Genomic DNA, 22200 nt, shown 5'->3' with positions numbered 1-22200 from the left:
CTCTCGTCGCTCCCTTCATCACCTTCTCAGCCGCACCGGCGAGCGCCACGGTCACCGCGTCGTCGGCCGCCACGGAAGCCGCCGCGGCGCCTGACTTCAAGGTGCTGGTCTTCTCGAAGACGACCGGCTTCCGGCACGACGCGATCCCCGAGGGCATCGCCGCGGTGCAGAAGCTCGGCCAGGACAACAACTTCGCGGTCGACACGACCGAGGACGGCGCCCAGTTCACCGATGAGAACCTGGCGCAGTACCAGGCCGTGGTCTTCATGTCCACGACCGGCGACCCGCTGGGCACGCAGGAGCAGAAGGACGCCTTCCAGCGCTACATCCAGAAGGGCGGCGGGTTCGTGGGCGTCCACGCCGCCGCCGACAGCGGGTACAACTGGGCCTGGTACGGCAAGCTCGTCGGGGCGTACTTCAAGCAGCACCCGGCGATCCAGCAGGCCACGGTCAAGGTCGAGGACCCGGCCCACCCGTCGACCAAGGACCTGCCGACCACCTGGACGCGTACCGACGAGTGGTACGACTACCAGGCCAACCCGCGCAACACGGTCCATGTGCTGACCTCGCTGGAGGAGAAGTCCTACACCGGCGGCACGATGGGCGCCGACCACCCGAACACGTGGTGCCAGGACTTCGACGGCGGCCGTTCGTGGTACACGGGGCTCGGCCACCTCAAGGAGAACTACACCGAGCCGAACTTCCTGAAGCTGCTTCTCGGCGGCATCCAGACCGCCGCCGGCGCGATCAAGGCCGACTGCTCGGCCTCGCAGAGCTCCAGCTTCGAGAAGGTCACGCTCGACGACAGCACCTCCAACCCGATGATGGTGGACGTCGCCAAGGACGGCCGGGCCTTCTACATCGACCGGCTCGGCGAAGTGAAGATCATCAAGCCCACGGGCGGCACGGTCACCGCCGGGAAGCTGAACGTCTTCACCGCCAACGAGAGCGGCCTGCTCGGCCTGGCGCTCGACCCCGGCTTCGACACCAACCACTGGGCGTACCTCTACTACTCCCCCAGCGGCGAGAACGTCGACCGGCTGAGCAGGTTCACCGTCAACGGTGACAGCCTGGACCTGACGAGCGAGAAGAAGCTCCTCGACGTCCCGGTGCAGCGGGCCGAGTGCTGCCACCACGGCGGCGGCATGGTGATGGACCCCAAGACCGGCAACCTGTGGCTGGCCACCGGCGACAACACCAACCCGTTCGCCTCCGACGGCTACGCGCCGCTCGACGAGCAGTCCGGCCGCGCCAACTGGGACTCCCAGCGCACCTCGGCCAACACCAACAGCCTGAGCGGCAAGCTGCTGCGCATCCACCCCGAGGCTGACGGCACCTACACCGTTCCGTCCGGCAACCTGTTCCAGCCGGGTAGCGCGAAGACCAAGCCGGAGATCTACGGCATGGGCTTCCGCAACCCGTTCCGCATGGGGCTCGACCCGAAGACGGGCGGCATCATGCTCGGCGAGTACGGCCCCGACGCCAACACGGCGAGCGCCACGCGGGGCCCGGAGAACACGGTCGAGTGGAACCTGGTCTCCAAGCCGGGCAACTACGGCTGGCCGTACTGCGTCGGAAACAACACCCCGTACGTCGACTACGACTTCGCCACCAAGAAGTCGGGGTCGCCGTTCAACTGCGCCGCGCCGGTCAACGACTCGCCCAACAACGACGGCCTGACCAACCTCCCCCCGGTCATCCCGGCGACGATCTGGTACCACTACGGGGCCGACCCGCAGAACTTCCCGGAGCTGAGCGGCGGCGCGCCGATGGGCGGCCCGGTCTACCGCTTCGACCCGAACCTGCAGTCGGACGTGAAGTGGCCGGCCTACTGGGACGGCAAGGCCGTCTTCGGCGAGTGGAACAACGACAACGTGTGGTCGTTCCAGCTCGACGAGAACGGCACCAAGCTCGTCGAGATGAACCGCATCCTCGGCTCGCTGAAGTTCAAGAAGCCGATGGACATGAAGTTCGGCCCCGACGGCGCGCTGTACATGATCGAGTGGGGTTCCGGCTTCGGCGGTGACAACGCCGACTCCGGCATTTACCGCATCGAGTACATCAAGGGCAACCGCCCGCCGATCGCCCGCGTCACGGCGGACAAGACCGACGGGCCGCTGCCGCTGACCGTGAAGTTCTCCAGCGAGGGCAGCCGCGACCCGGACGACAAGGCGATCACCTACGCCTGGGACCTCGACGGCGACGGCGACACCGACTCCACCGACCCCAACCCCACCTTCGCCTACGACAAGGCAGGCGAGTACGGCGTCGTCCTGACCGTCACGAACTCCGACGGCAAGACCGGCACGGCGAGCGTGACGATCACCGCGGGCAACACCCGTCCCGTCGTGACCGTCGACGTGCCGCCGAACGGCTCCTTCTTCGAGTTCGGCGACCAGGTGAAGTTCAAGGTCACCGTCACCGACGCCGAGGACGGCGCGATCGACTGCGACAAGGTCCAGATCCAGGCGATTCTCGGCCACGACAGCCATGGCCACCCGCTCGACCAGCTCAAGGGCTGTGAAGGCACCCTGCAGACCTCGCAGAGTGGCCACGGCGAGACCGACAACCTCTTCTACGTGATCGAGGCCAGCTACGCCGACAAGGGCGCCGGCGACGCCAAGCCGCTGACCGGCCGCGGCCAGGTCATCCTGGAGCCCAAGCGCAAGCAGGCCGAGCACTTCGCGCAGACCGGCCGGGTGGCCGACGGCAAGGGCACCGACGCCGCCGGCGTCCAGACGGAGACCACGACCGACCCGCAGGGCGGCAACCTCAACATCGGGTTCGTCCAGGACGGTGACTGGTGGTCGTTCGACCCGGTGAACCTGTCGAACGTCACCGGGATCCGGTTCCGGATCGCCTCGGGCGGCGCGGGCGGGACCGTACAGGTGCGGGCGGGCAACCCCGAGACCGGGACCCTGGTGGGCTCGGCCGAGGTGACGCCCACCGGCGGCTGGCAGACGTTCACCGACGTCACGCTCGACCTGACCAGTCCGCCGTCCGAGAGCGGGCCGCTCTACTTCGTCGTGCGCAAGCCGGCGAGCGCGGCCAACGACGCCTACCTGGCCAACTTCAACTGGGTCGACTTCGTCGGCAAGGGCGCGACCGACAACCAGCGTCCGACCGTGACCGCGACTGCGACCCCGACGACGGGCACCGCCCCGCTGAAGGTCGACTTCAAGGCGACGGCCACCGACCCCGAAGGCGGCTCGATCACCTACAAGTGGAACTTCGGCGCGGACGGCGCGCCTCAGCCTGCCACGGCTGAGGCGAGCTACACCTACAGCGCACCGGGCTCCTACACGGCCGTGGTGACCGCGACCGACGACAAGGGCGCCTCCGCCACCGCCCAGATCCCCATCAAGGTGGACTCGGCGACCACTGTCTGCCTCACCGGCCGTTCGGACGGCTTCACCGGCGACCAGCTCGACCGTCAACGGTGGTCGGTCATCCGCGAGAACCAGGACCTCAAGGTCGCCGGCGGCAACCTCGTGATCCCGACGTCGAGCACCGACATCTACGGCACCGGCGGCGACGCGACGAACATCGTCGTGCAGCCGGCGCCCCAGGGAGCGTGGACGGCCACCGCCAAGGTCACGCTGAAGGCCCTCGACGCCTACGAGCAGGCCGGCCTGGTCCTGTACGGCGACGACGACAACTACGCGAAGATCGTGCTGGAGGGCCGGGGCACCAACGACCGCGCCGGCCGCATCTTCCAGTACATCCGGGAGGAGAACGGAGCCCCGAACGAGGTGAACGCGAGCAACACGGCCAACCTCGGCGACGCCTTCCCCGACACCGTGTACGTGCGCCTCGTCACCGACGGCACCAACCTGAACGCCTCCTACTCGGCGGACGGCGTCACCTTCACCGCGATGCCGGAGACGAAGAAGCTCGCCGGCATCACCAACCCGAGGATCGGCCTGCTCGCCCTGTCCGGGACCGGCGGCCACCCGGTGGTGGACGCGTCCTTCGACTGGTTCCAGATCACGCCGGACGACACGGCCACCGGCGCGGCGCCGGACGACGAGTTCGACGGCGGCGCGCTCGACTCCTGCCGCTGGAACGCGGTCATCCGTCCCGACGCCACCGGGATGCGGGTGACCGGCGGCAAGCTGGAGATCGACACCTCGAAGGGAGACATCTACGGGTCCGACAACAGCGGCCCGAAGAACTTCGTCCTGCAGAACGCGCCCGAGGGCGACTGGACGCTGGAGACCAAGCTCGACGGATCGGCGTTCAATCAGGCTTACCACCAGGGCGGCCTGATGGTCTACGGCGGTGACGACGACTACGTCAAGGTCGACTACGTGGCCGACAGCGCGACGGCGACGAGGATCGAGCTGCGCAGCGAGGTCGGCGGAGCCGTTCAGGACCCGCAGTCGCAGGTCGACCAGCACGGCTCCGGCGTGTGGTGGCTGCGGCTGAAGAAGGAGGGCGACACCTTCCACGGGTACTACTCCGCGAACGGCACGGACTGGACCGAGATCGGCGCCACGGTGAAGAACGGCGCCGTGGCGAGCGGGGCGAAGGTGGGCGTGTTCGCCTTCGGCGGCAACAGCCAGACCGCGTCGGCGACGGCGAAGTTCGACCACTTCCATCTGGTCAAGAGTGGCGGGGGCGCCGACGACAAGACGGCGCCCACGACGACCGCGGCCACCGACCCGGCCGCGCCGCAGAGCGGCTGGTACACCGGTCCTGTCTCGGTCACGCTGTCGGCCGCCGACGAGGCGAACGGCAGCGGGGTCGCCAAGACCGAGTACCAGCTCGACGGCGGCGACTGGGCCGCCTACACCGCTCCTGTCGTCGTCTCCGGTGACGGGTCGCACGCTCTGGCCTACCGCTCGGCGGACAAGGCGGGCAACGTCGAGGACGCCAAGACCCTCACGGTCAAGGCGGACGCGACCGCGCCGATGACCAAGGCGGAGTTCGCCTCGCCGAACGACAGCGGGTGGCACGACGCCGCCGTGCCGGTGACGCTCACCGCCACCGACGCCACGGCCGGGGTGGAGAAGACCGAGTATGCGGTGGACGGCGGCGACTGGACGCCGTACACCGAGCTGGTCACCGTCTCGGGCGAGGGCAAGCACGAGCTCAAGTACCGCTCGTCCGACAAGGCCGGGAACGCCGAGGACGTCAAGGCCGCCGCGTTCCAGATCGACACCAAGGCGCCCGCCGTGGTGATCTCGGGCGTGGCGAACGGCGAGAAGTACGGCGACAGCCAGGACCTGCAGATCGCCTGGCAGGTCGTCGACACCGTCTCCGGCGTGAAGTCGGTGAGCGGCACGCTCGACGGCAAGCCGTTCGAGTCCGGGACGCTCCAGCCGCTGTACGGGCTGGCCCTGGGCACGCACACGGTCACGGTCACCGCGGTCAGCAACGCGGGCAACCAGACCGAGCAATCCGTGACGTTCTCCGTCGAGACCTCGACGCGGGACCTCGCCGCCCTGATCGACCGTTTCGAGAAGGACGGCAAGCTGACGGACAGGGAGGCGCACCGGTTGCAGACGAACCTCGCCACCGTGCGCGACGCCGAGGACAAGGGCAAGAAGGATGACAAGATCATCAAGGAGATCCGGAAGTTCAAGGACGCCGTCAGCGGCAAGAAGGGCGTCTCGGACGAGCAGGTCCGGGCCGTCCTCCTCCGGGACGCCGACGCCCTGATCGTCCGGCACGGCGGCACGCCGGCCTGACGGCGAGCGAGACCGGCGTTCCGGACGCCGCCATAAAGCGCCGCTCCGGCACGTCGCCGACAGACGGTGAGTGCCCTCGCCAGGCGAGGGCACTCACCCCCTCCCGCTCCACGACGCGGTCTTCATCCCGGCCGGCCGGGACCGCCTTCATCGGACGCCGGCACGCGCTCGCGCCGGCATCGTCCGGCGACGACCCCGAAGGGAACCACACCCCGTGAACAACGCACTGCGATACGCCGTGACCGTCCTGCTGGCCGGGCTCGCCCTCCTGCTCGCCGCACCCGCGGCATCCGCCCATCGCGGACCGATCAAACTGGAGGTGACCGGGGACGGCGGCCACAACGTCAACGTGCTGGTCACCTGGAAGGAGGACGGGCATCCCGTCACCGACGTCGTCGAGGCGACACTGACGGCGACCTCCTCCGACGGCCGCTCCTTCGGCCCCGTCCAGCTCCGGTCCTCCTCCGAGGGCCAGAACCTCTACACCTCCCCCGAGCCGCTGCCGAGCGGCACCTGGAAGGTCACGGTGACCGCGACCAAGCCGGCCAAGGCACGCGCGACGGCGAAGGTCAAGGCGGCGGACCTGGCCGCCACCCCCGTGGCGGCGACTTCGCCCGCGCCGCGCGCGACGGGCGCCGCGGCTTTGGCCGACCGCGAGGACGCGGACGGCACTCCGTTCACGATCGGAATCATCGCCGTCGCGGTGGTGATCGCTTCCGGGATCTGGATCGCCTTCGCCCGTCGCGGGCGGCTGTACAGCCGGCGCTGAAGGCACCTCGGCCGGTACGCCACGTGGGCGTCGCGACGCTGGTGCGCGCACCTCTGGTTGCCGACGCCCCGGGGACCACGCCCTTCGTCGAAGAATGCATCCGGTTCCCGCACGGCCCTCGACCAGGAAGCTCCCCTTCCTGCCGCACGACACAGCCATTCCCGGGTCCAGTTTGTTAGCGCTAACATCCCTGAGGAGCCTTCACCATGAAACGCATCGCGTTATCGGTCACGCTCGTCGCCACCCTCCTCGCGGCACCACCGCCCGCGTCCGCCTCAGCGGATCCCGTCCCTCAAGGAGCAGCCGTCGACCAGTTCGACGGCGACAGCCTGGGGCAGGAGTGGAGCGTCCTGTCTCCCGACGACTCCCGCTGGTCGCTGTCAGGGGGCGCGCTCCATCTGGACACCTCCCCCGGTGACACGTACGGGGGCAGCAACAGCGCCAAGAACGTCTTCCTCGTCGACGTTCCGGCCGGCGACTTCGAGGTGATCACCAAGCTCAGCGCGCCCGTCGCGCTGGACTACCAGAACGCGGGCCTGGTCGCCTGGCAGGACTGGGACAACTACGTACGAACCGGGCTGGCCCACGTCAGCTTCTCCGGCGGCACCGTGATCGAGACGGGGACGGAGGTCGGCGCGAGCTACACCGCCGGCTTCAAGACCCGTCCAGGATCCACCGGCGAGATCCTCAGGCTGGCCAGGACCGGCGACGAGTTCGTCGCCTCCTACTGGAACGGCTCGGCGTGGATCGAGGCAAGCAGGTCCACCGCGAAGATGGACATCAAGCAGGTCGGCCTCTACGGCCTGTCCGCCCAGAACGGGACGCCCATCCGCGCGGACTTCGACTACTTCGCCGTCAAGGCCGCCGAGGGACGGCCGGTGAGCCCGCAGGGGCAGTTCACGCTGAAGGCGGTCGACGCGCCCCACCTGTCCGTCAGCAAGTCGGGCGTGGTGCGGGCCTCGGACAGGGCGCCGATGACCGGCCTTGTCATGACCGCCGAGCCGCGCGACGGCGGACTGGCGCTCAAGGACGTCGCGTCCGGTAAATACCTGGAGGCCGGCGACAAGGTGCGGCTGGGCGCGACCCCCTCGGTCTTCCAGCTCAAGGACGCCGGTGGCGGCAAGGTCAAGCTCTCCTCCAGCGGCAAGAACGTCTCCGTCAGCGACGGCGCTCTCGTCACCGGCCCGGCGATCACGAGATTCACGATCGAGGGCTACACGTCCGGCGCGCTCACCGTGGACACCAAGGCCAAGGGCGCCGAGGTCAGTCCCAACCTGTACGGGGTCTTCTACGAGGACATCAACCACGCCGCCGACGGGGGCCTGTACGCCGAACTGGTCCAGAACCGCTCGTTCGAGTTCAACGACCAGGACCACGCCTCCTACACGGGCCTGACCGCATGGAGCAAGACGGAACGCGGCGCGAGCGCCACCCTCGCGGTCACCGGCGATCAGCCGCTGAACTCCAACAACCGCAACTACCTGCGTCTCGACGTCACGGGAGACGGCACGGCCGGGGTGAGCAACGCCGGGTTCAACCGCGGCCTGCCCCTGAAGAGGGGCGCCCGCTACGACCTGTCGTTCTGGGCCAGGCGCACCGAGGCGGGGACGCTGACGGTGACCGTCGAGGACGGCACGGCGGTCCTCGGCACGGCGGCCCTGCGGGTCAAGGCGGGCGGCTGGGCCAAGTACGAAGCGTGGTTCACCGCGACGGCGACGACCGACGCCGGTCGCCTGGTCGTCCAGGCGCCGAGCGGGCGCACCGATCTGGACATGGTCTCGCTGTTCCCGCATGACACCTTCAAGGGGCACGGCATGCGAGCCGACCTGGCCAAGGCCATCGCGGCGTTGAAGCCGGGCTTCCTGCGCTTCCCCGGCGGCTGCGTGACCAACGTCGGCACCTACGACCCCTACTCCGACAAGCAGGACCGGCGGCGGATCTACCAGTGGAAGGAGACGATCGGCCCGGTCGAGGAGCGGCCGACGAACTTCAACTTCTGGGGCTACAACCAGTCGTACGGCATCGGCTACTACGAGTACTTCCAGTTCGCCGAGGACATCGGCGCCGAGCCGCTGCCCGTGCTGTCGGTGGGCGTCAACGGCTGCAACGTGAACCAGCCGCTGACCGACGAGGCCAAGCTGGCCCGGTGGGTCCAGGACACGCTCGACCTGATCGAGTTCGCCAACGGCCCGGTCACCTCCGAGTGGGGCGCCAAGCGGGCCGCGCTCGGGCACCCGAAGCCGTTCGGCCTGGACTACATCGGCCTCGGGAACGAGGAGATCTACTCCGAGTTCTTCACGAACTATCCCAAGTTCGCCGACGCGGTCAGGGCCAAGCACCCCACCATTAAGATCATCAGTAACTCGGGGCAAGCCCCACAGGGCGCCTGGTTCGACAAAATGTGGCAATTCGCCCGCGACCAGAAGGCCGACCTGGTCGACGAGCACTACTACAGCAGCCCCGGCTGGTTCCTGACCAACAGCCACCGCTACGACTCCTACGACCGCAACGGGCCGAAGGTGTTCGCCGGCGAGTACGCCTCGCAGGGCAACACGTTCGGCAACGCCCTGGCGGAGGCGTCGTACATGACCGGGTTGGAGCGCAACTCCGACGTGGTGGAGCTGGCGTCGTACGCGCCGCTGCTGGCCAACGTGGACTACGTGAACTGGTTCCCCGACCTCATCTGGTACGACAACGACCAGGTCTTCGGATCGGCGAACTACTACGTGCAGAAGTTGTTCTCCACGAACCTCGGCGACCGGATCCAGCCCAGCACGTTCGAGAGCGCGACCAAGTCCCCGGCCGACATCACGGGCGGCATCGGGCTCGGCTCGTGGAGCACCCAGGTCCGCTACGACGACGTCAAGGTCACCGCCGCCGACGGCACGACACTGTTCTCGGACGACTTCAGCGGCGAGGGCGAGAAGTGGACTCCAGGCCAGGGAGCATGGGCCGTGCAGGACGGCGCCTACGTCCAGACCGCCGACGTCACCGACGCCCGATCCACCGCCGGCTCACCTGACTGGTCGAACTACACGATGGAGGTCAAGGCCCGCAAGACCGGCGGCGCCGAGGGATTCCTGGTCATGTTCGGCGTGGGCGACACCTATTACTGGTGGAACCTCGGCGGCTGGAACAACACTCGGTCCGCCGTCGAGAAGGGCATCGGCGGCGGCAGGTCGGAGATCGCCTCCTCCCCGACCACCATCGAGACCGGGCGCGACTACCAGATCAAGATCCAGGTGAACGGACGCAGGATCACCACCTGGCTCGACGGCCAGAAGATCAACGAGTTCGCCGACAATGCCGTCGTGGAGCCGCTCTACCAAGTCGTCTCGCGAGACGGTGACAACGTCACGCTCAAGGTCGTCAACGCTCAGGCGACCGGCGTGCGCAGCACCGTCACCCTGAAGGGTCCCCGCCTTCGCCCGTCCGCCACGGTGACCTCGATGACCGGCGCTCCGGGCGACGCCAACTCCCTCACCGAACCGACCAGGATCAAACCGGTTGAACGCCACCTGAACGGCTTCTCCAACGCCTTCACCTACGACTTCCCCGCCAACTCCGTCACCTTCATCCGCCTCACCGAACGCTGACCCGCCGACCAGGGGCGGGCCGCCCGCCGGCTCGCCCCTGGCCGGCCTGCCACCCCGGCCCCATTCGATGAACCGCCCAAGGAGGAGGGCGGCCGAACGTCAGGGCAATGAGCACGGTGGAACATCGAGGAGATCGTCAGGCGGGCGGGGGTTCAGTGCGATCCCGGATGGGCGCCGGCGACGTCGTCGCCGGCGTTCGTCGGCTGCTGGGCGGCCAGGGATGCGAGCAGGCGCAGGCGTTCGGCGGAGGGTGAGCCGGGTTCGGCGGTGTAGATGATGAGCACGAGTCCGGGTTCGGCGGTGATGGCGAGTTCTTCGTAGGCGAGGAGGAGTTCGCCCACCTCGGGATGGTTGAACCGCTTCGTGCCCGTTCCGTGGGTGCGGACGTCGTGTGCGGCCCAGAGCGTGCGGAACGTGTCGCTGCGAGTGGAGAGCTCGCCGACCAGGTCCTGCAGGGCGCGGTCGTGCGGGTCGCGGCCGGCTTCCGCCCGCATGATCGCCACGCACATCTCGGCGAACAGGTCCCAGTCGGGGTAGAAGTCGCGGGAGGACGGGTCGAGGAACTGGAAGCGGGCCAGGTTGGGAGTGCGTCCGCCGTCGCCGATGACGGGCGCGTAGAAGCGGCGGCCGAGGGCGTTGGCCGCCAGCAGGTCCTGGCGGGGGTTGCGGACGAACGCGACGCCGTCGGTGATGGCCTCCAGCGCCCAGTGCAGGCTGGGGCGGGAGGCGCTCTGGCGGGTGGCGCGGCGGCGCGGGCGGCCGGAGGCGGGGATGCCGTCGGCGGCGCGGGCCAGGTCGAACAGGTGGGCGCGCTCGGTGTCGTCCAGGTGCAGCGCCCGGGCGATCGCCTCCAGGACGGACGCGGACGCGCCGGCGATCTGGCCGCGTTCGAGCTTGGCGTAATACTCGACGCTCACCCCGGCGAGAATGGCGACCTCGGTGCGGCGCAAGCCGGGCACCCGCCGGTTGGCGCCGCCCGGGATGCCGGCCTGCTCGGGCGTGACCTTGGCCCGGCGCGAGGTGAGAAACTCGCGGACTTCGCGGCGGTTATCCATAATCCCAGCGTAGAGGCGGTCTGGAAGGTCTGGGATGCCCTGTCGGTACACCCCTTGACAGAGACTCCCGCCCTGCCGCCGGGGCCCTTTGACTGGAGTAGTGCTCAATCAATCTCCATCCACGTCGCAGCCGGCCTCCCGGCTGTTGCCCACGCTGTTGCTCCTGTTGACCGTGTTCGGTCCCATCTCGATGGATCTGTACCTGCCGGTTCTGCCCGCGTTGACGGACGAGCTGAACGCGGCGACGTCGATGGCGCAACTGACCGTCACCGCTTGCCTCATCGGGCTGGCGTTGGGGCAGCTCGTCGCAGGGCCGCTGTCGGACCGGTTCGGCCGCGCCCGGCCTCTGTACGTCGGCTTGGCCGCCTACGTCGCGACCTCGTTGCTGTGCGCCCTCAGCCCGAGCATCGAGACGCTCATCATCGCGCGGCTGGTCCAGGGGCTCGCCGGCGGCGCCGGAATCGTGATCGCGCAGGCGGCGGGACGTGACCTCTACTCCGGCAGGAAGCTCATCCGCTACTACGGCCGCATGACCGTGCTCGGCGGCCTGGCCGCCATCGTGGGACCGCTGGTGGGCGGCCAGCTGGCCCGGTTCACCGACTGGCGCGGACTGTTCACGCTCCTGGCGGTGATCGGCGCGCTCATCCTGGCGCTCATCGCCTTCGGCTACCGCGAGACGCTGCCCCGGACGGGCCGTACGACGGGTGGGTTCGCCCGAACCGGCCACGACTTCCGCACCCTGCTGGCCGACCGCGTCTTCACCGGCGCGGTGCTGCTGCAGGGGTTCGTCAACGCCGCCCTGTTCGCCTACCTGGCCGGGGCCACCTACGTCCTGCAGGGCGTCTACGGCCTGTCGCCGCAGCAGTACGCGCTCGCCTTCGGGCTGAACTCGGCCGGGTTCATGGTCTTCGGTTACCTGGCCGGGCGTAGCAGCGAGCGGTGGAGCGTGCGCGGCACCCTGGCCGTGGGCCTGGCCATGTGCGCGCTCGGCGCGCTCGGCCTGCTGGCCGCCGGGCTGTGGACGCTGCCGCTGGCCGTGGTGATCGTCTCGCTGCTGATCATGGTCAGCGGCGTGGCCGCCACCACCCCGCCCGCCACCACGCTGGCCCTGGCCGGATACCCGCACATGGCGGGCACCGCCTCCTCGCTCCTTGGCATGGCCCGCTTCGCCTTCGGCGGTGTCGCCGCCCCCTTCGTCGGCCTGGCCGGGGCGGACGGCATGCTGCCGCTCGGGATCGTCACCGTCGTCTCGATCGCGCTCGCGCTGGCGGCCTGCGCCGCTCTCAGCCCCCGGCATCCCGCCCGGACGGCGCGGCCGTCCCCGGCCGCCGAACCCGAGCTCGCCGCCGCGCCGACGCGATGAGCACGTCGTGCGGACGCCGGGCTAAATGCCGGGAAAGAGTTCCTCTCGCCTGTTCATGCCTCACCTATCGGGGGAAATGCCTCCTCTGCTGGGGAACCGTGCGGGACGCTGCCGGCGCCGGTTCGGCCGCGACATCTGGCCACCGGCCGGCGAGGCACCTTGGGCCTCGGGCCTTCGACGCTCGACGGAGTCCGCTGATCCGCCGCCGTCACCCAACATCGAAGGAGACACCACTCATGCGTGGAGCAGTTCTGCACGGACCGCGCGACGTGCGCGTCGAGGACCGTCCCGACCCGCGGATCGTCGCGCCCACCGACGCGGTCATCCGCATCACCGCCACATGCGTGTGCGGCTCGGACCTGTGGCCCTACCGGGGAGTGGACAGGTCCGACGCGCCGGCGCCGATGGGACACGAGTACGTCGGCGTGGTCGAGCAGGTCGGCGACCAGGTCGAGACGATCAAGCCAGGTGACTTCGTCGTCGGGTCGTTCTTCGCCTCCGACAACACCTGCGAGATCTGCCGGGCCGGCTACCAGTCCCGCTGCGTGCACGCCGAACCGATCGGCGCGATCGGCACCCAGGCCCAGTACGCCCGCATCCCGCTGGCCGACGGCACCCTGGTCGCCACCCCCGCCATGCCCGACGCCGACCTCGTCCCGAGCCTGCTGACCGCCTCCGACGTGCTGGGCACCGGCTGGTTCGGCGCCGTGGCCGCCGAGGCCGGGCCCGGCAAGACCGTCGCCGTCGTGGGCGACGGCGCGGTCGGCCTGCTCGGCGTCCTGGCCGCCCGGCGGCTCGGCGCCGAACGCGTCGTCGCCTTCAGCCGCCACGCCGACCGGCAGAAGCTCGCCCTGGAGTTCGGCGCCACCGACATCGTCACCGAACGCGGAGACCAGGGCGTCACCCGGCTCAAGGAGCTGACCGCCGGGCTCGGCGCGCACTCGGTCATCGAGGCCGTCGGCACCCAGGAGTCGATGATGCAGGCCATCCGCGCCACCCGGCCCGGCGGGCACGTCGGCTACGTCGGGGTCGCCCACGACGTCGAACTGCCGGGCGAGGAGCTGTTCTTCTCCGGCGTCCACCTGCACGGCGGCCCGGCCCCGGTACGCCGCTTCCTGCCCGAGCTCATCGACCTGATCTGGAACCGGACGATCGACCCGGGCAAGGTCTTCGACCTCGACCTCCCGCTGGAGGACGCCGCCGAGGGCTACCGCGCGATGGACGAACGCCGCGCCGTCAAGACCCTGCTGCGCCCCTGACGGCCCCCATCCCTTCGCATGAGATCACCGACCACGAGAAGGAACGGCCATGGAACTGCTGAAGCAGCCACCGACCACCAAGGGACCAGCCGAATGGTTCACCGGGGACGTCTGGTTCGACGTCATCCACCGCGGCGAGGACCCGTCCCGATCCCGCGCGAACATGGTCAGGTTCGCGCCCGGCGCCCGAACCGCCTGGCACTCCCACGGCCTCGGTCAGACGCTGTTCATCGTCGAAGGCGTCGCGCTGATCCAGTCCCGCGGCGGCCGGCTGATCGAGGCCCATCCGGGCGACGTCGTCTGGACCCCGCCGGGCGAGGAGCACTGGCACGGTGCCGCCCCCGGCCACTTCATGACCCACCTGGCCCTGTGGGAAGGCGACGACACCGCCTGGCTGGAGCACGTCACCGACGCCGACTACACCGCGACGCCGGCCGCCACCCGCCAAGCACCCTGAAGAGGATCGACATGGACTACGAGCACCTGGGCCGCAGCGGGCTGCGCGTCAGCCGGCTCGCCCTGGGCACGATGAACTTCGGCGACGCGACCGACGAACCCACCGCCTTCCAGATCATGGACGCCGCGGTGGAGGCGGGCATCAACTTCTTCGACACCGCCGACGTCTACGGCGGCCCCCAGAGGCCGGACATGGACCAGGGGTACGGCCTCTCCGAGGAGATCATCGGCCGCTGGCTCTCCCAGGGCGGCCGCCGGGACCGGATCGTCCTGGCGACCAAGGTCTACCAGCCGATGGGGCTCGGACGGAACGACAAATACCTGTCGGCCTACCACATCCGCCGCGCCTGCGAGGCGAGCCTGCGCCGCCTGCAGACCGACCACATCGACCTTTACCAGATGCACCACGTCGACCGTGCCACGCCGTGGGAGGAGATCTGGCAGGCGATGGACCAGCTCATGCGCGAGGGCAAGGTCACCTACATCGGCAGCAGCAACTTCGCCGGCTGGGACATTGCCACCGCCCAGAACGCCGCCACCTCCCGCAACCTGCTCGGCCTGGTCTCGGAGCAGAGCCTGTACAACCTCACCGCCCGCACCGTCGAACTGGAAGTCATCCCGGCGCTGCGCTACTACGGCATCGGCCTCATCCCCTGGAGCCCGCTCGCCGGCGGGCTGCTCGGCGGCGTCCTGCGCAAGGTGAGCGAGGGCCGCCGCGCCGGCGACCAGATCCGGCAGCAGATCGAGCAGCACCGCCCCCAGCTCGAACGCTACGAGGTCCTCTGCTCCGACCTCGGCGAGCAACCCGCCGACGTCGCCCTGGCCTGGCTGCTGCACAACCCCGTCCTGACCGCCGCCATCATCGGCCCGCGGACCGTCGAGCAGCTCAAGGACAGCCCGCGCGCCCTGGAGATCGTCCTGTCGCAGGAGACGCTCCGTGAGCTCGACGACATCTGGCCGGGGCCGGGAGGAGAAGCCCCCCAGGCATACGCCTGGTGACCAGGCGTATGCCGCCGGCCCGCAGTTAGCCTCCCGCGCCGCCGCTGACCTTCCTGCACCGAACCGGCGCCTCGGCCCGTCTTCCGGGTCGGGGCCGGTCCCTGCCAACCCCCGAACCCCCGAAGATGCCACCCGCGATGATCAGTCAGTCTCCAGGACCGCGCTGGCGGTCCTCCTCACCGTCACAGCGTGCGGTGGGGCTGGCGGCACCGGCCAAGCAGCCCATGCTCCGGCGACGACATCATCGGCCGCACCAGCCACTTCGTGCCGTCCACCTCGTGAGGCGGGCGGACTTACCGGAGCTCCGCGGGCGTTTTGCGTCTCCCCCTGTCGGGGGCGACGGTCTCCGCGACGGGCGCGGGGACGGCGACTGCGTGGCCGGCGATGTTCTGGGCCGCGTTGATGTCCCGGTTCAAGGTCAGTCCGCACCCGCAGGTGAACACCCGGTCGGCCAGGGTGAGGCGTGGGTTTGCCGCCCGCAGGCCGAACAGGTCTTGCTGGGCGGAAACCATCGGTCGAGGACCGCCAGGGTGGATCCGCGCGGACCAGCTGCGGGATCAACTGCGCGAGGAAAGCGACCGGACCATGCCCACGACCGGCACGGCGCGGCCGTCGGCGTAGGCGTTGTCGGACGCGGTGGACCCGCCGCGTCACCGGCGACCTGGGAGACGTCGGGGCGGCCCGAGGTCCCGGCGAGCGGGTCGAGAAGGCGGTTGCCGAAGACGGCGATCGCCCGCTCGGCCCGGTGCCGGTGAAGTAGCGCCAGCACCTGATCCCGCTGTGGTCAGCAGCGGCCTCACCGGATCCTCGGCCGCCGCTCACCATCGGAGAACTCCAGGTCGAAGGCGCCGAGTACGAGATCACTGCACGCACCCGTCGGTTCTCCCACCCTCTCTCCTGGAACTCAAGCCCGGTAGTCACTCAATCTTCGATGAGACACCGTAGTGGTGCTCAACCTTCGATGACCGTGCTCAGTCTTCGCTGCGACAGAACATGTAACGACAAGATGCCGTCTGATCTCGGTGATCAGACGGGATCCCGGCAGCTTCAGTCCAATCGTCTCAAGAACGGTCCGGGGAGGCGGCGGGCGGGTCAGCCGGTGATGACGTCCAGGCCGGGCCAGTCCCGGGTCGCGGTGCCGAAGTCCTGGAACATCAGTTCGCGCAGTCCCAGGCCGAGGTCTATGTTGCCGGTCACCGTGCCGAGGGCCATGACCTGGCTCCCGTCGCCGGTCAGGCTGAAGACCGGGCCGCCGCTGTCGCCGTGCTGAGAACCCGGCCCCGCGGCTGAGATCAGGTCCTCGTAGCACTCGTAGTTGCCGTAGATGTCGCCGTCCGGGTCGCAGATCCAGCTGTAGTACGCGTCGACGTAGTGCCCGCAGCGGGCGCCCGAGGTGGTGCCGGAGAAGCACACGAACTGTCCCGGGGCCGCCCACAGCCAGCCTTTGACGGGCTTGGTGAAGTCGCTCACGCCCGGCGTGCCGTCCCAGATCCGTCCCGCCGTCGCCGCCTCGACCAGGAGCAGGTCGTGCCCGACATGTTCCCGCCGCACCGGGCCGATCCGGCCTCCCTCGTTGTTCTCGCCGGTGCTGTCGGTGAAGAAGTCCTGGTCGCCGGCGCAATGCCCGGCGGTCAACAGGTAGCGGGTCGTGCCGAGGGTGACGCCGAACCCGCCGGTGCAGTGGTAGTACCACTGGCCGTTGCCTCCGCACTGCCGGGGCGAGGGCGGGCCGAAAGCGGTGTTGCGGATGACGACACCGCCGTACCACAGGGGTTGGTCGTCGCAGCGGCCACCCCGGGCGGCGGTGTCCAGGACGGGGAGAGCCATCAGGAGGCGGCGCTGCGTGAACTGCGAGAGGAGACCGGGCTGACGGGCGTGGCACTGGGCCGGCAAGGCTTGACGCCCACCTCTTCCGAAGTGGTCTCCGAGTTGCCGTTCGGGTTCTGGGTGAGCTTGATCGGGCGCGGCAACCACTACGACCAGCGCCTGTGGCGCACAAGGCTCTACCAGGCCTTTCCCGGAATCGGGGTGGCCGCCACGCGCTGCACCGCAAGCTGGAGTTTCTGCGCGTGCTGCGCAACGAGATCGCCCATCACGCTCCCATCTCCCATCGGCATCTGAACGCCGATCAGGTGGCGATCATGGCGATGCTCGGCTTCGTCGATGCGCCGCTGGCCGATCTTGTGGCCCTGTACGGTCCCGTTCCGGCCGTGCTGCCACGTGCCCGCAGCTGCGATGAGCAGGGCCTGGCGTTCTGTCAGCTGTGGACGTCGCGCCCAGGTGACGGGCAGCGACCCGACCTGGTGGGGCCGCGCTCGTCCCCCTCGCTTCTTGTCCCCTCTTGTCCCTCCAAGTGAGGACTTGCCGTGAGATCATCTCCTGGATCAGGGTGACATATGCAGGAGCGGGACATGATCACGATCGGTGTCATCGACGATCACGATCTCATCCGACATGGGCTTGAGCACGTCCTGGCGCAGTCGGAGGATTTCGCGGTCGTGCTCAGCGGGCGCGACCTGGCATCCATCGGCACCCAGCCGGAACTCGACGTGCTGGTGCTCGACCTCTACCTGGCGGGTGACGAGCCGTGCGTGCCCGCCATCGCCGAACTGTCGCAGCTGTACAACATCCTGGTGATCTCCGCCTCGGCCCGGCCCGCCGATCTGGTGGCCGCCGTACGAGCCGGGGCACGGGGTTACGTCACCAAGAGCGAGCCGGCCGAGCTCCTGTCCAGCGCCATCCGGGTCGTGGCGGCCCGCGGCTTCTACCTGTCGGCCGAGCTGGCCGACATCCTGCACGCGCGGATGTCGGCGCTGACCAAGCCCGCCCCCGCCGTGCCGCTGGCGCCGCGCGAGGAAGAGGTGCTCACCCATATCGCGCAAGGCTTCACCTACGACCAGATCGCCCGCCGGATGGGCATCAAGAAGTCCACGGTCGACACCCACATCGAGCGCATCCGGCGCAAGCTCCAGGTGGGCAACAAGGCCCAGCTGATCGCCGCCGCCCTGGACCGGATCGCCGAGCGGGGCATGAGTGGCCGGTGAGGCCGGCGCCCGTACCGAGGCCGTACTGGCCTGGACGGTGATCCTCTTCCGCGTCGGAGCCTTGGCCGAGGTGGTCGCACTCAACTACGTGGGTGACAGCGGATGGCGGAGGCACATTCCCGGCTTCGGCGCCGCACTGGCGGTGCTCGGGCTGACCAGCGCCGTGGTGGTCATGGCGTGCCGGCTGCGCCGCCGGCCTCCGGCCGGGCGGCTCGTCGCGGCCGACGCCGTGCTGACCGCCGGGGTCGGGGTGGGGATGACGGTGGTCGCCGCCGCCGCGCTGCGGGGGTCGGGACCGGATTTCCTGCTGCCGTACATGTTGCTGGTGTCCATCGGCATCGGTGTGTGCGTGCGCACGCTGCCCGGCGCCCTTGCCGCCACAGCGCCGCTGGCCGCCGCCTATCTGTACATGCAGGCCGCCAGCGGCTTCTCCTGGCTGGGCGCGCTGCCGCACACGATCGGTTTCTGGGTCAACGCGGGCATCGCCTGGTTCGTCACCTCGCTGCTGCGCAGGAACGCCGCCGAACTGGACGAGGCACGAGGACAGGTGGCCAGGCTGGCCGCCGAACAGGAACGCGCCAGGAACGGCCGCATCCTGCACGACCGGGTCCTGCAGACCTTGGAAGCCCTGGTCCGCGACGGCTGGGTGAACGATGAGCAGGTCAAGCGACACGTGGCCGCAGAGGCCAGGTGGCTGCGCGGCTACGTGCGGGGCGAGCACGACAGCGCCGGCAACAACCTCGTCACCGCGTTGGAAGAGGTGGTCGAACACGCCAACCAGGCGGGGCTGAGCGTGCAGTTGCACGCCGCCGGCCTGAAGTCCGCCGGCGTGGTCCTGCCGATCGCGACGGTCGAGGCGGTGACCGGAGCCGTGCGGGAGGCGCTGACGAACGTCCGCAAGCATGCCGGCACCGATCAGGCTGTCGTGCATGGGCAGGCGCGCCACAGCGACGTCGTGGTCAGCGTGCTGGACCAGGGCAACGGCTTCGAGTCGCGTGGCGCGGGGATGGGGCTGCGGGAGTCGATCGAGGCCAGGATCGCCGACATCGGCGGCACGAGCGTGATCGACTCCACTCCGGGGGAGGGGACCTTGATCGAACTGCGTGTCCCCCGATGACACCACCGCTGGTGTCCCGCTATTTCCCGACTGTCCGGGTGTGATCTTCTTCCCCACACTGGCATCCATGAAGCCCAACCGCACCGAAGGGACGGCGCCGTGCCTGCGGGGAACCGGATCGTTCCGGCGACCGGGCCAGGTTCGGCACCGGTCAAGGGCGGAACGTATCGGCAGCAGGAAGCGTCCGGACCAGCATGCGGGGAACGGCCGGCCGACCTCGCATGACGGCGGCGATGCCAGAAAGGGAAACCGAATGTCTGACCCCATGCCTGATGACCGTCCAGCGCCACAGACGTACCAGATCTTCGTCAGGTCGAGCGCCGCTGACCTGTGGCAGGCCATCACCCTTCCGGAGGTGAGCAGGCACCATCTCGGTCAGGTGCGGACGACGGGAGAACCGGGAACACCGTTTCGCGTCCTGGGCCCTGACGGCGAGTCCTTGAGCGATGGCCTCATCGAGAAGTGGGATCCCCCGCAGACGCTGGTGACCAGCTGGCGCGCTCTGTGGAACGCGGACGTCGCGCAGGAGAAGGCCAGTCGCGTCAGCTGGTCGATCCAGGAGCGAGAAGGCGGATCCTGCCTGCTCACCCTCGTCCACGACCGGCTGGATGACGCGCCCCGCACGGCCTGCGCCGTGGCGGGCGAGGGGTGGATGTGGATCTTGAGCGCTCTGAAGACCGTGGTGGAGACCGGCCGGCCGCTGACCGCCGCGCCCTGACATCCCACCTGGACGCCCCCTGCCCCGCCTCCCTGCCCGCCTTCTTGTCTGCGGAGTTCCCGTGACCTACACCTTCGACAGCTACATCCGCGCCACACCTCGGCAGGTGTGGAACACCTTCACCGATTCCGGCCTCAGTCCGCACGTCAACTTCGGCGCCACCATCGACTCGGACTGGAGGGTCGGCTCGCGCCTGCCCAGCCGTATCGGCGACGGCCCCGTCATGGTTGACGGCATCGTGCTGGAGGCGAGGGCGCCCCATCGGCTGGTGCGCACCTGGCAGGAGCTGTGGGATCCGGCCGCACGCGCCGAGCCGGCCTCCCGCGTCACCTACACCTTCACCGAACTGGCTCGTCTGACGCACCTGCGAGTGGTTCACGACCAGCTCGATCCCGCGAGCGTGACGGCCGGCCTCACCGCACGGGCATGGCCGATGGGATTGGCCAACCTCAAAACCCTCATCGAAACCGGCCAACCGCTCGGCCTCACCTTCGAGCTGGCCGCCGCCATCACTTCCTGAACTGTCTTGCGTCCAGTCCGCGCAGGACCTCTCGTCCGACCGTCGCACATTTCGTCTCGCCCCTGTTCCGCCGCCGCGGCGATGCCTCGCACGAGCGCGGCAAGGCGACAAGACCGTGCATCCTCCGCCATCACTGACACACGTTCCGGACACCACCGCTGGAGAAATCCATGATCACCTTGCCGCGTCCCCTGGTGCTCACCGTCCCCGTGCTGCTCCTGACGTCCATCGCCGCTGCACCCGCCCAGGCCGCCTGGCCGCGAGTATCCTTCCTGCCGCCGAAGGTGATGGTGCTCGACTTCGGCAACGCCGCCCAGGGTTGTGCGGGCGGCAAGGACGCCCAGTACAACGTCGGCGTCGACGACAACGGCACGTCTGTGAACTGGACCTACGCCAACGGCTCGCACCGCTGCCTGGAGGTGGGTTACCAGCCCTACTTCCACAACGAGACGTGCACCTACTCCTTCTACGTGCCCAAAGGCAACCTCGCCACCGGCCAGATCAACTTCCACTTCGAGTACGGCAACGCGCGGCCACCGCGAGGCTCTGACGTCGTCACTCTCGACGAGGGCCCCGTCTGGTCGTGGCGCGTCGTCGCCAGGCGGGCAGGCGTGACTCGCATCTGGTTCGGCGACGACAACGGACAGCGTCATCCGGTGAAGATCGGCTGGGGCAGATCCGCCGCGTGGAGCGTCAAGCAGGAATGCCCGGCATGATGGCTACCGCTCCGGTGGCCAAGGACAGGCGGTGCGTGGTACCCGAAACCGTGCACGCGTGCGCCTTCCTGGCCTACCTGCTGGCTGGCGGCCTGCTCGCGGAGCTGTCGATCGTGGATCACCTGATCGATCTGAGAGTGCTGGCGGCCGACGACTGGGACGGCACACGGCCCGTGGTGCTGCTGTTGGCGCTGCCGATGCTCGCCGCGGCAGTGGCCGTGCATTGGGGCGTGCGTCAGGCCAGGCCGGTGCTGGCCATCGCCGCCTGGCTGCTGGCGGCGTTCCTGGTCATCTTGGCGATCGGTGTGATGGGGCTCTCCTCGGTCCCGGCGCCGGTCTGGCTGTCCGTCCTGGTCAACGCCGCCGCGGCCGTCGTGGTGGCCAGACTGCCCTACGGCCCGGAGGCCGATGCCTACCTGCGGGGGCGGGGCATCAGCAGGGCTGAGGCCCGTGCCGCCGCACAGGCCCGGGGGCGGGCGCCGGGTGGCGTTGTCCTGGCGGCCGTCCTCCTGGGTTCGGCCGCTCTGGTGGGAGTCATCGCCACGCTGGACCTGGTGGTGAACGCCGGCGGATCAGTACTACCGCCGTTGGCGATCGCCGCCATGGCGGTGGCGCTGGTCAGAGGGTTGCTCAAGGGCAGGTTGTGGGCCCGCGCCTATGCGATCATCGTGTTCGCCGTTGCCCTGGCAGGCGGGATGGTCACGATGATCGGCCTGTGGCGGGCCTCGATCCCACAGCAAGAGCTGCTGGCCTCCGCGCCGCCCGACGTGGGCCCGGCGGTGTTGACGGCGCTACTGATCATGGCCGTCGACGCCGTTCTGTTGTACGCGCTGACTTGGAAGGACACCAGCATCGACTTCTTCGCCGCCGGCTGGTGACCCAACAAGGCATCTTC

General features: G+C 69.3%; 18 protein-coding genes. 15 read left to right on the top strand and 3 right to left on the bottom strand.

Translation table 11 applies throughout. The features are described 5' to 3' along the window. The first annotated feature begins 101 nt into the window (after positions 1-101). The 3 genes from ACIBQ8_RS06215 (at position 102) to ACIBQ8_RS06205 (ending at position 10058) form a co-directional block, all read left to right on the top strand. A complete protein-coding gene (locus ACIBQ8_RS06215) occupies positions 102-5693 on the top strand; it encodes a ThuA domain-containing protein (RefSeq protein WP_397191312.1) in 5592 nt (1863 codons plus the stop codon). Between the two features lie 214 nt (positions 5694-5907). After that, positions 5908-6462: a hypothetical protein gene (locus ACIBQ8_RS06210; protein ID WP_397191311.1), complete on the top strand. Its 555-nt coding sequence runs from the start codon at positions 5908-5910 to the stop codon at positions 6460-6462. 206 nt (positions 6463-6668) lie between these two features. Next, the gene (locus ACIBQ8_RS06205) at positions 6669-10058 is read left to right on the top strand and encodes an alpha-L-arabinofuranosidase C-terminal domain-containing protein (protein ID WP_397191310.1); all 3390 of its coding nucleotides are present in this window, start codon (positions 6669-6671) and stop codon (positions 10056-10058) included. A gap of 152 nt (positions 10059-10210) precedes the next feature. Here ACIBQ8_RS06205 and ACIBQ8_RS06200 read toward each other — a convergent pair whose 3' ends face one another. Continuing rightward, a complete protein-coding gene (locus ACIBQ8_RS06200; RefSeq protein ID WP_397177818.1) occupies positions 10211-11113 on the bottom strand; it encodes a helix-turn-helix transcriptional regulator in 903 nt (300 codons plus the stop codon). 100 nt (positions 11114-11213) lie between these two features. Between ACIBQ8_RS06200 and ACIBQ8_RS06195 the strand changes: the two genes are divergently transcribed. From ACIBQ8_RS06195 to ACIBQ8_RS06180, 4 genes are all read left to right on the top strand, one after another. Continuing rightward, complete coding sequence (locus tag ACIBQ8_RS06195; protein WP_397191309.1) at positions 11214-12476, top strand: multidrug effflux MFS transporter; 1263 nt, start codon at positions 11214-11216, stop codon at positions 12474-12476. A gap of 236 nt (positions 12477-12712) precedes the next feature. Next, positions 12713-13735: a zinc-dependent alcohol dehydrogenase family protein gene (locus ACIBQ8_RS06190; protein ID WP_397191308.1), complete on the top strand. Its 1023-nt coding sequence runs from the start codon at positions 12713-12715 to the stop codon at positions 13733-13735. A gap of 49 nt (positions 13736-13784) precedes the next feature. Then, positions 13785-14192 carry a cupin domain-containing protein gene (locus tag ACIBQ8_RS06185; protein WP_397177815.1) on the top strand — a complete coding sequence of 136 codons (408 nt, stop codon included), beginning with the start codon at positions 13785-13787 and terminating at the stop codon, positions 14190-14192. Positions 14193-14203: 11 nt separating this feature from the next. Then, positions 14204-15190 (top strand): aldo/keto reductase, encoded by a 987-nt coding sequence (locus ACIBQ8_RS06180; protein WP_397177814.1) that lies wholly within the window; start codon positions 14204-14206, stop codon positions 15188-15190. Between the two features lie 293 nt (positions 15191-15483). Here ACIBQ8_RS06180 and ACIBQ8_RS06175 read toward each other — a convergent pair whose 3' ends face one another. Both ACIBQ8_RS06175 and ACIBQ8_RS06170 read right to left on the bottom strand, forming a co-directional pair. Then, on the bottom strand, positions 15484-15702 hold the full coding sequence (locus tag ACIBQ8_RS06175) for a zinc ribbon domain-containing protein (RefSeq protein WP_397191307.1): 219 nt from the start codon (positions 15700-15702) through the stop codon (positions 15484-15486). A 580-nt stretch (positions 15703-16282) separates the two neighbouring features. Then, positions 16283-17017, bottom strand: coding sequence for a trypsin-like serine protease (locus tag ACIBQ8_RS06170; protein WP_397191306.1), 735 nt, complete (start codon positions 17015-17017; stop codon positions 16283-16285). Between ACIBQ8_RS06170 and ACIBQ8_RS06165 the strand changes: the two genes are divergently transcribed. The 8 genes from ACIBQ8_RS06165 (at position 16964) to ACIBQ8_RS06130 (ending at position 22183) form a co-directional block, all read left to right on the top strand. After that, a complete protein-coding gene (locus ACIBQ8_RS06165) occupies positions 16964-17311 on the top strand; it encodes an NUDIX domain-containing protein (protein WP_397191305.1) in 348 nt (115 codons plus the stop codon). The genes ACIBQ8_RS06170 and ACIBQ8_RS06165 overlap by 54 nt on opposite strands. After that, entirely contained in the window at positions 17260-17547 is a 288-nt protein-coding gene (locus tag ACIBQ8_RS06160) for a hypothetical protein (protein ID WP_397191304.1), read from the top strand. The genes ACIBQ8_RS06165 and ACIBQ8_RS06160 overlap by 52 nt, the downstream gene beginning before the upstream one ends. A 54-nt stretch (positions 17548-17601) precedes the next feature. Continuing rightward, a complete protein-coding gene (locus ACIBQ8_RS06155; protein WP_397177811.1) occupies positions 17602-18234 on the top strand; it encodes a LuxR C-terminal-related transcriptional regulator in 633 nt (210 codons plus the stop codon). Then, a complete protein-coding gene (locus tag ACIBQ8_RS06150; protein ID WP_397191303.1) occupies positions 18224-19351 on the top strand; it encodes a sensor histidine kinase in 1128 nt (375 codons plus the stop codon). The genes ACIBQ8_RS06155 and ACIBQ8_RS06150 overlap by 11 nt, the downstream gene beginning before the upstream one ends. A 67-nt stretch (positions 19352-19418) precedes the next feature. After that, positions 19419-20069: an SRPBCC domain-containing protein gene (locus tag ACIBQ8_RS06145; RefSeq protein ID WP_397191302.1), complete on the top strand. Its 651-nt coding sequence runs from the start codon at positions 19419-19421 to the stop codon at positions 20067-20069. Between the two features lie 61 nt (positions 20070-20130). Further along, positions 20131-20589, top strand: coding sequence for an SRPBCC domain-containing protein (locus tag ACIBQ8_RS06140; RefSeq protein ID WP_397191301.1), 459 nt, complete (start codon positions 20131-20133; stop codon positions 20587-20589). Between the two features lie 170 nt (positions 20590-20759). After that, positions 20760-21305 carry a hypothetical protein gene (locus ACIBQ8_RS06135; RefSeq protein ID WP_397191300.1) on the top strand — a complete coding sequence of 182 codons (546 nt, stop codon included), beginning with the start codon at positions 20760-20762 and terminating at the stop codon, positions 21303-21305. A gap of 35 nt (positions 21306-21340) precedes the next feature. Then, positions 21341-22183, top strand: coding sequence for a hypothetical protein (locus tag ACIBQ8_RS06130; protein ID WP_397191299.1), 843 nt, complete (start codon positions 21341-21343; stop codon positions 22181-22183). Positions 22184-22200: the final 17 nt, after the last annotated feature.

Source organism: Nonomuraea sp. NPDC049646 (assembly GCF_044465525.1).
Lineage (GTDB): Bacteria > Actinomycetota > Actinomycetes > Streptosporangiales > Streptosporangiaceae > Nonomuraea.
Note: the sequence above shows the minus strand (reverse complement) of the source record. Positions and strands in the feature narration are given on the sequence as shown.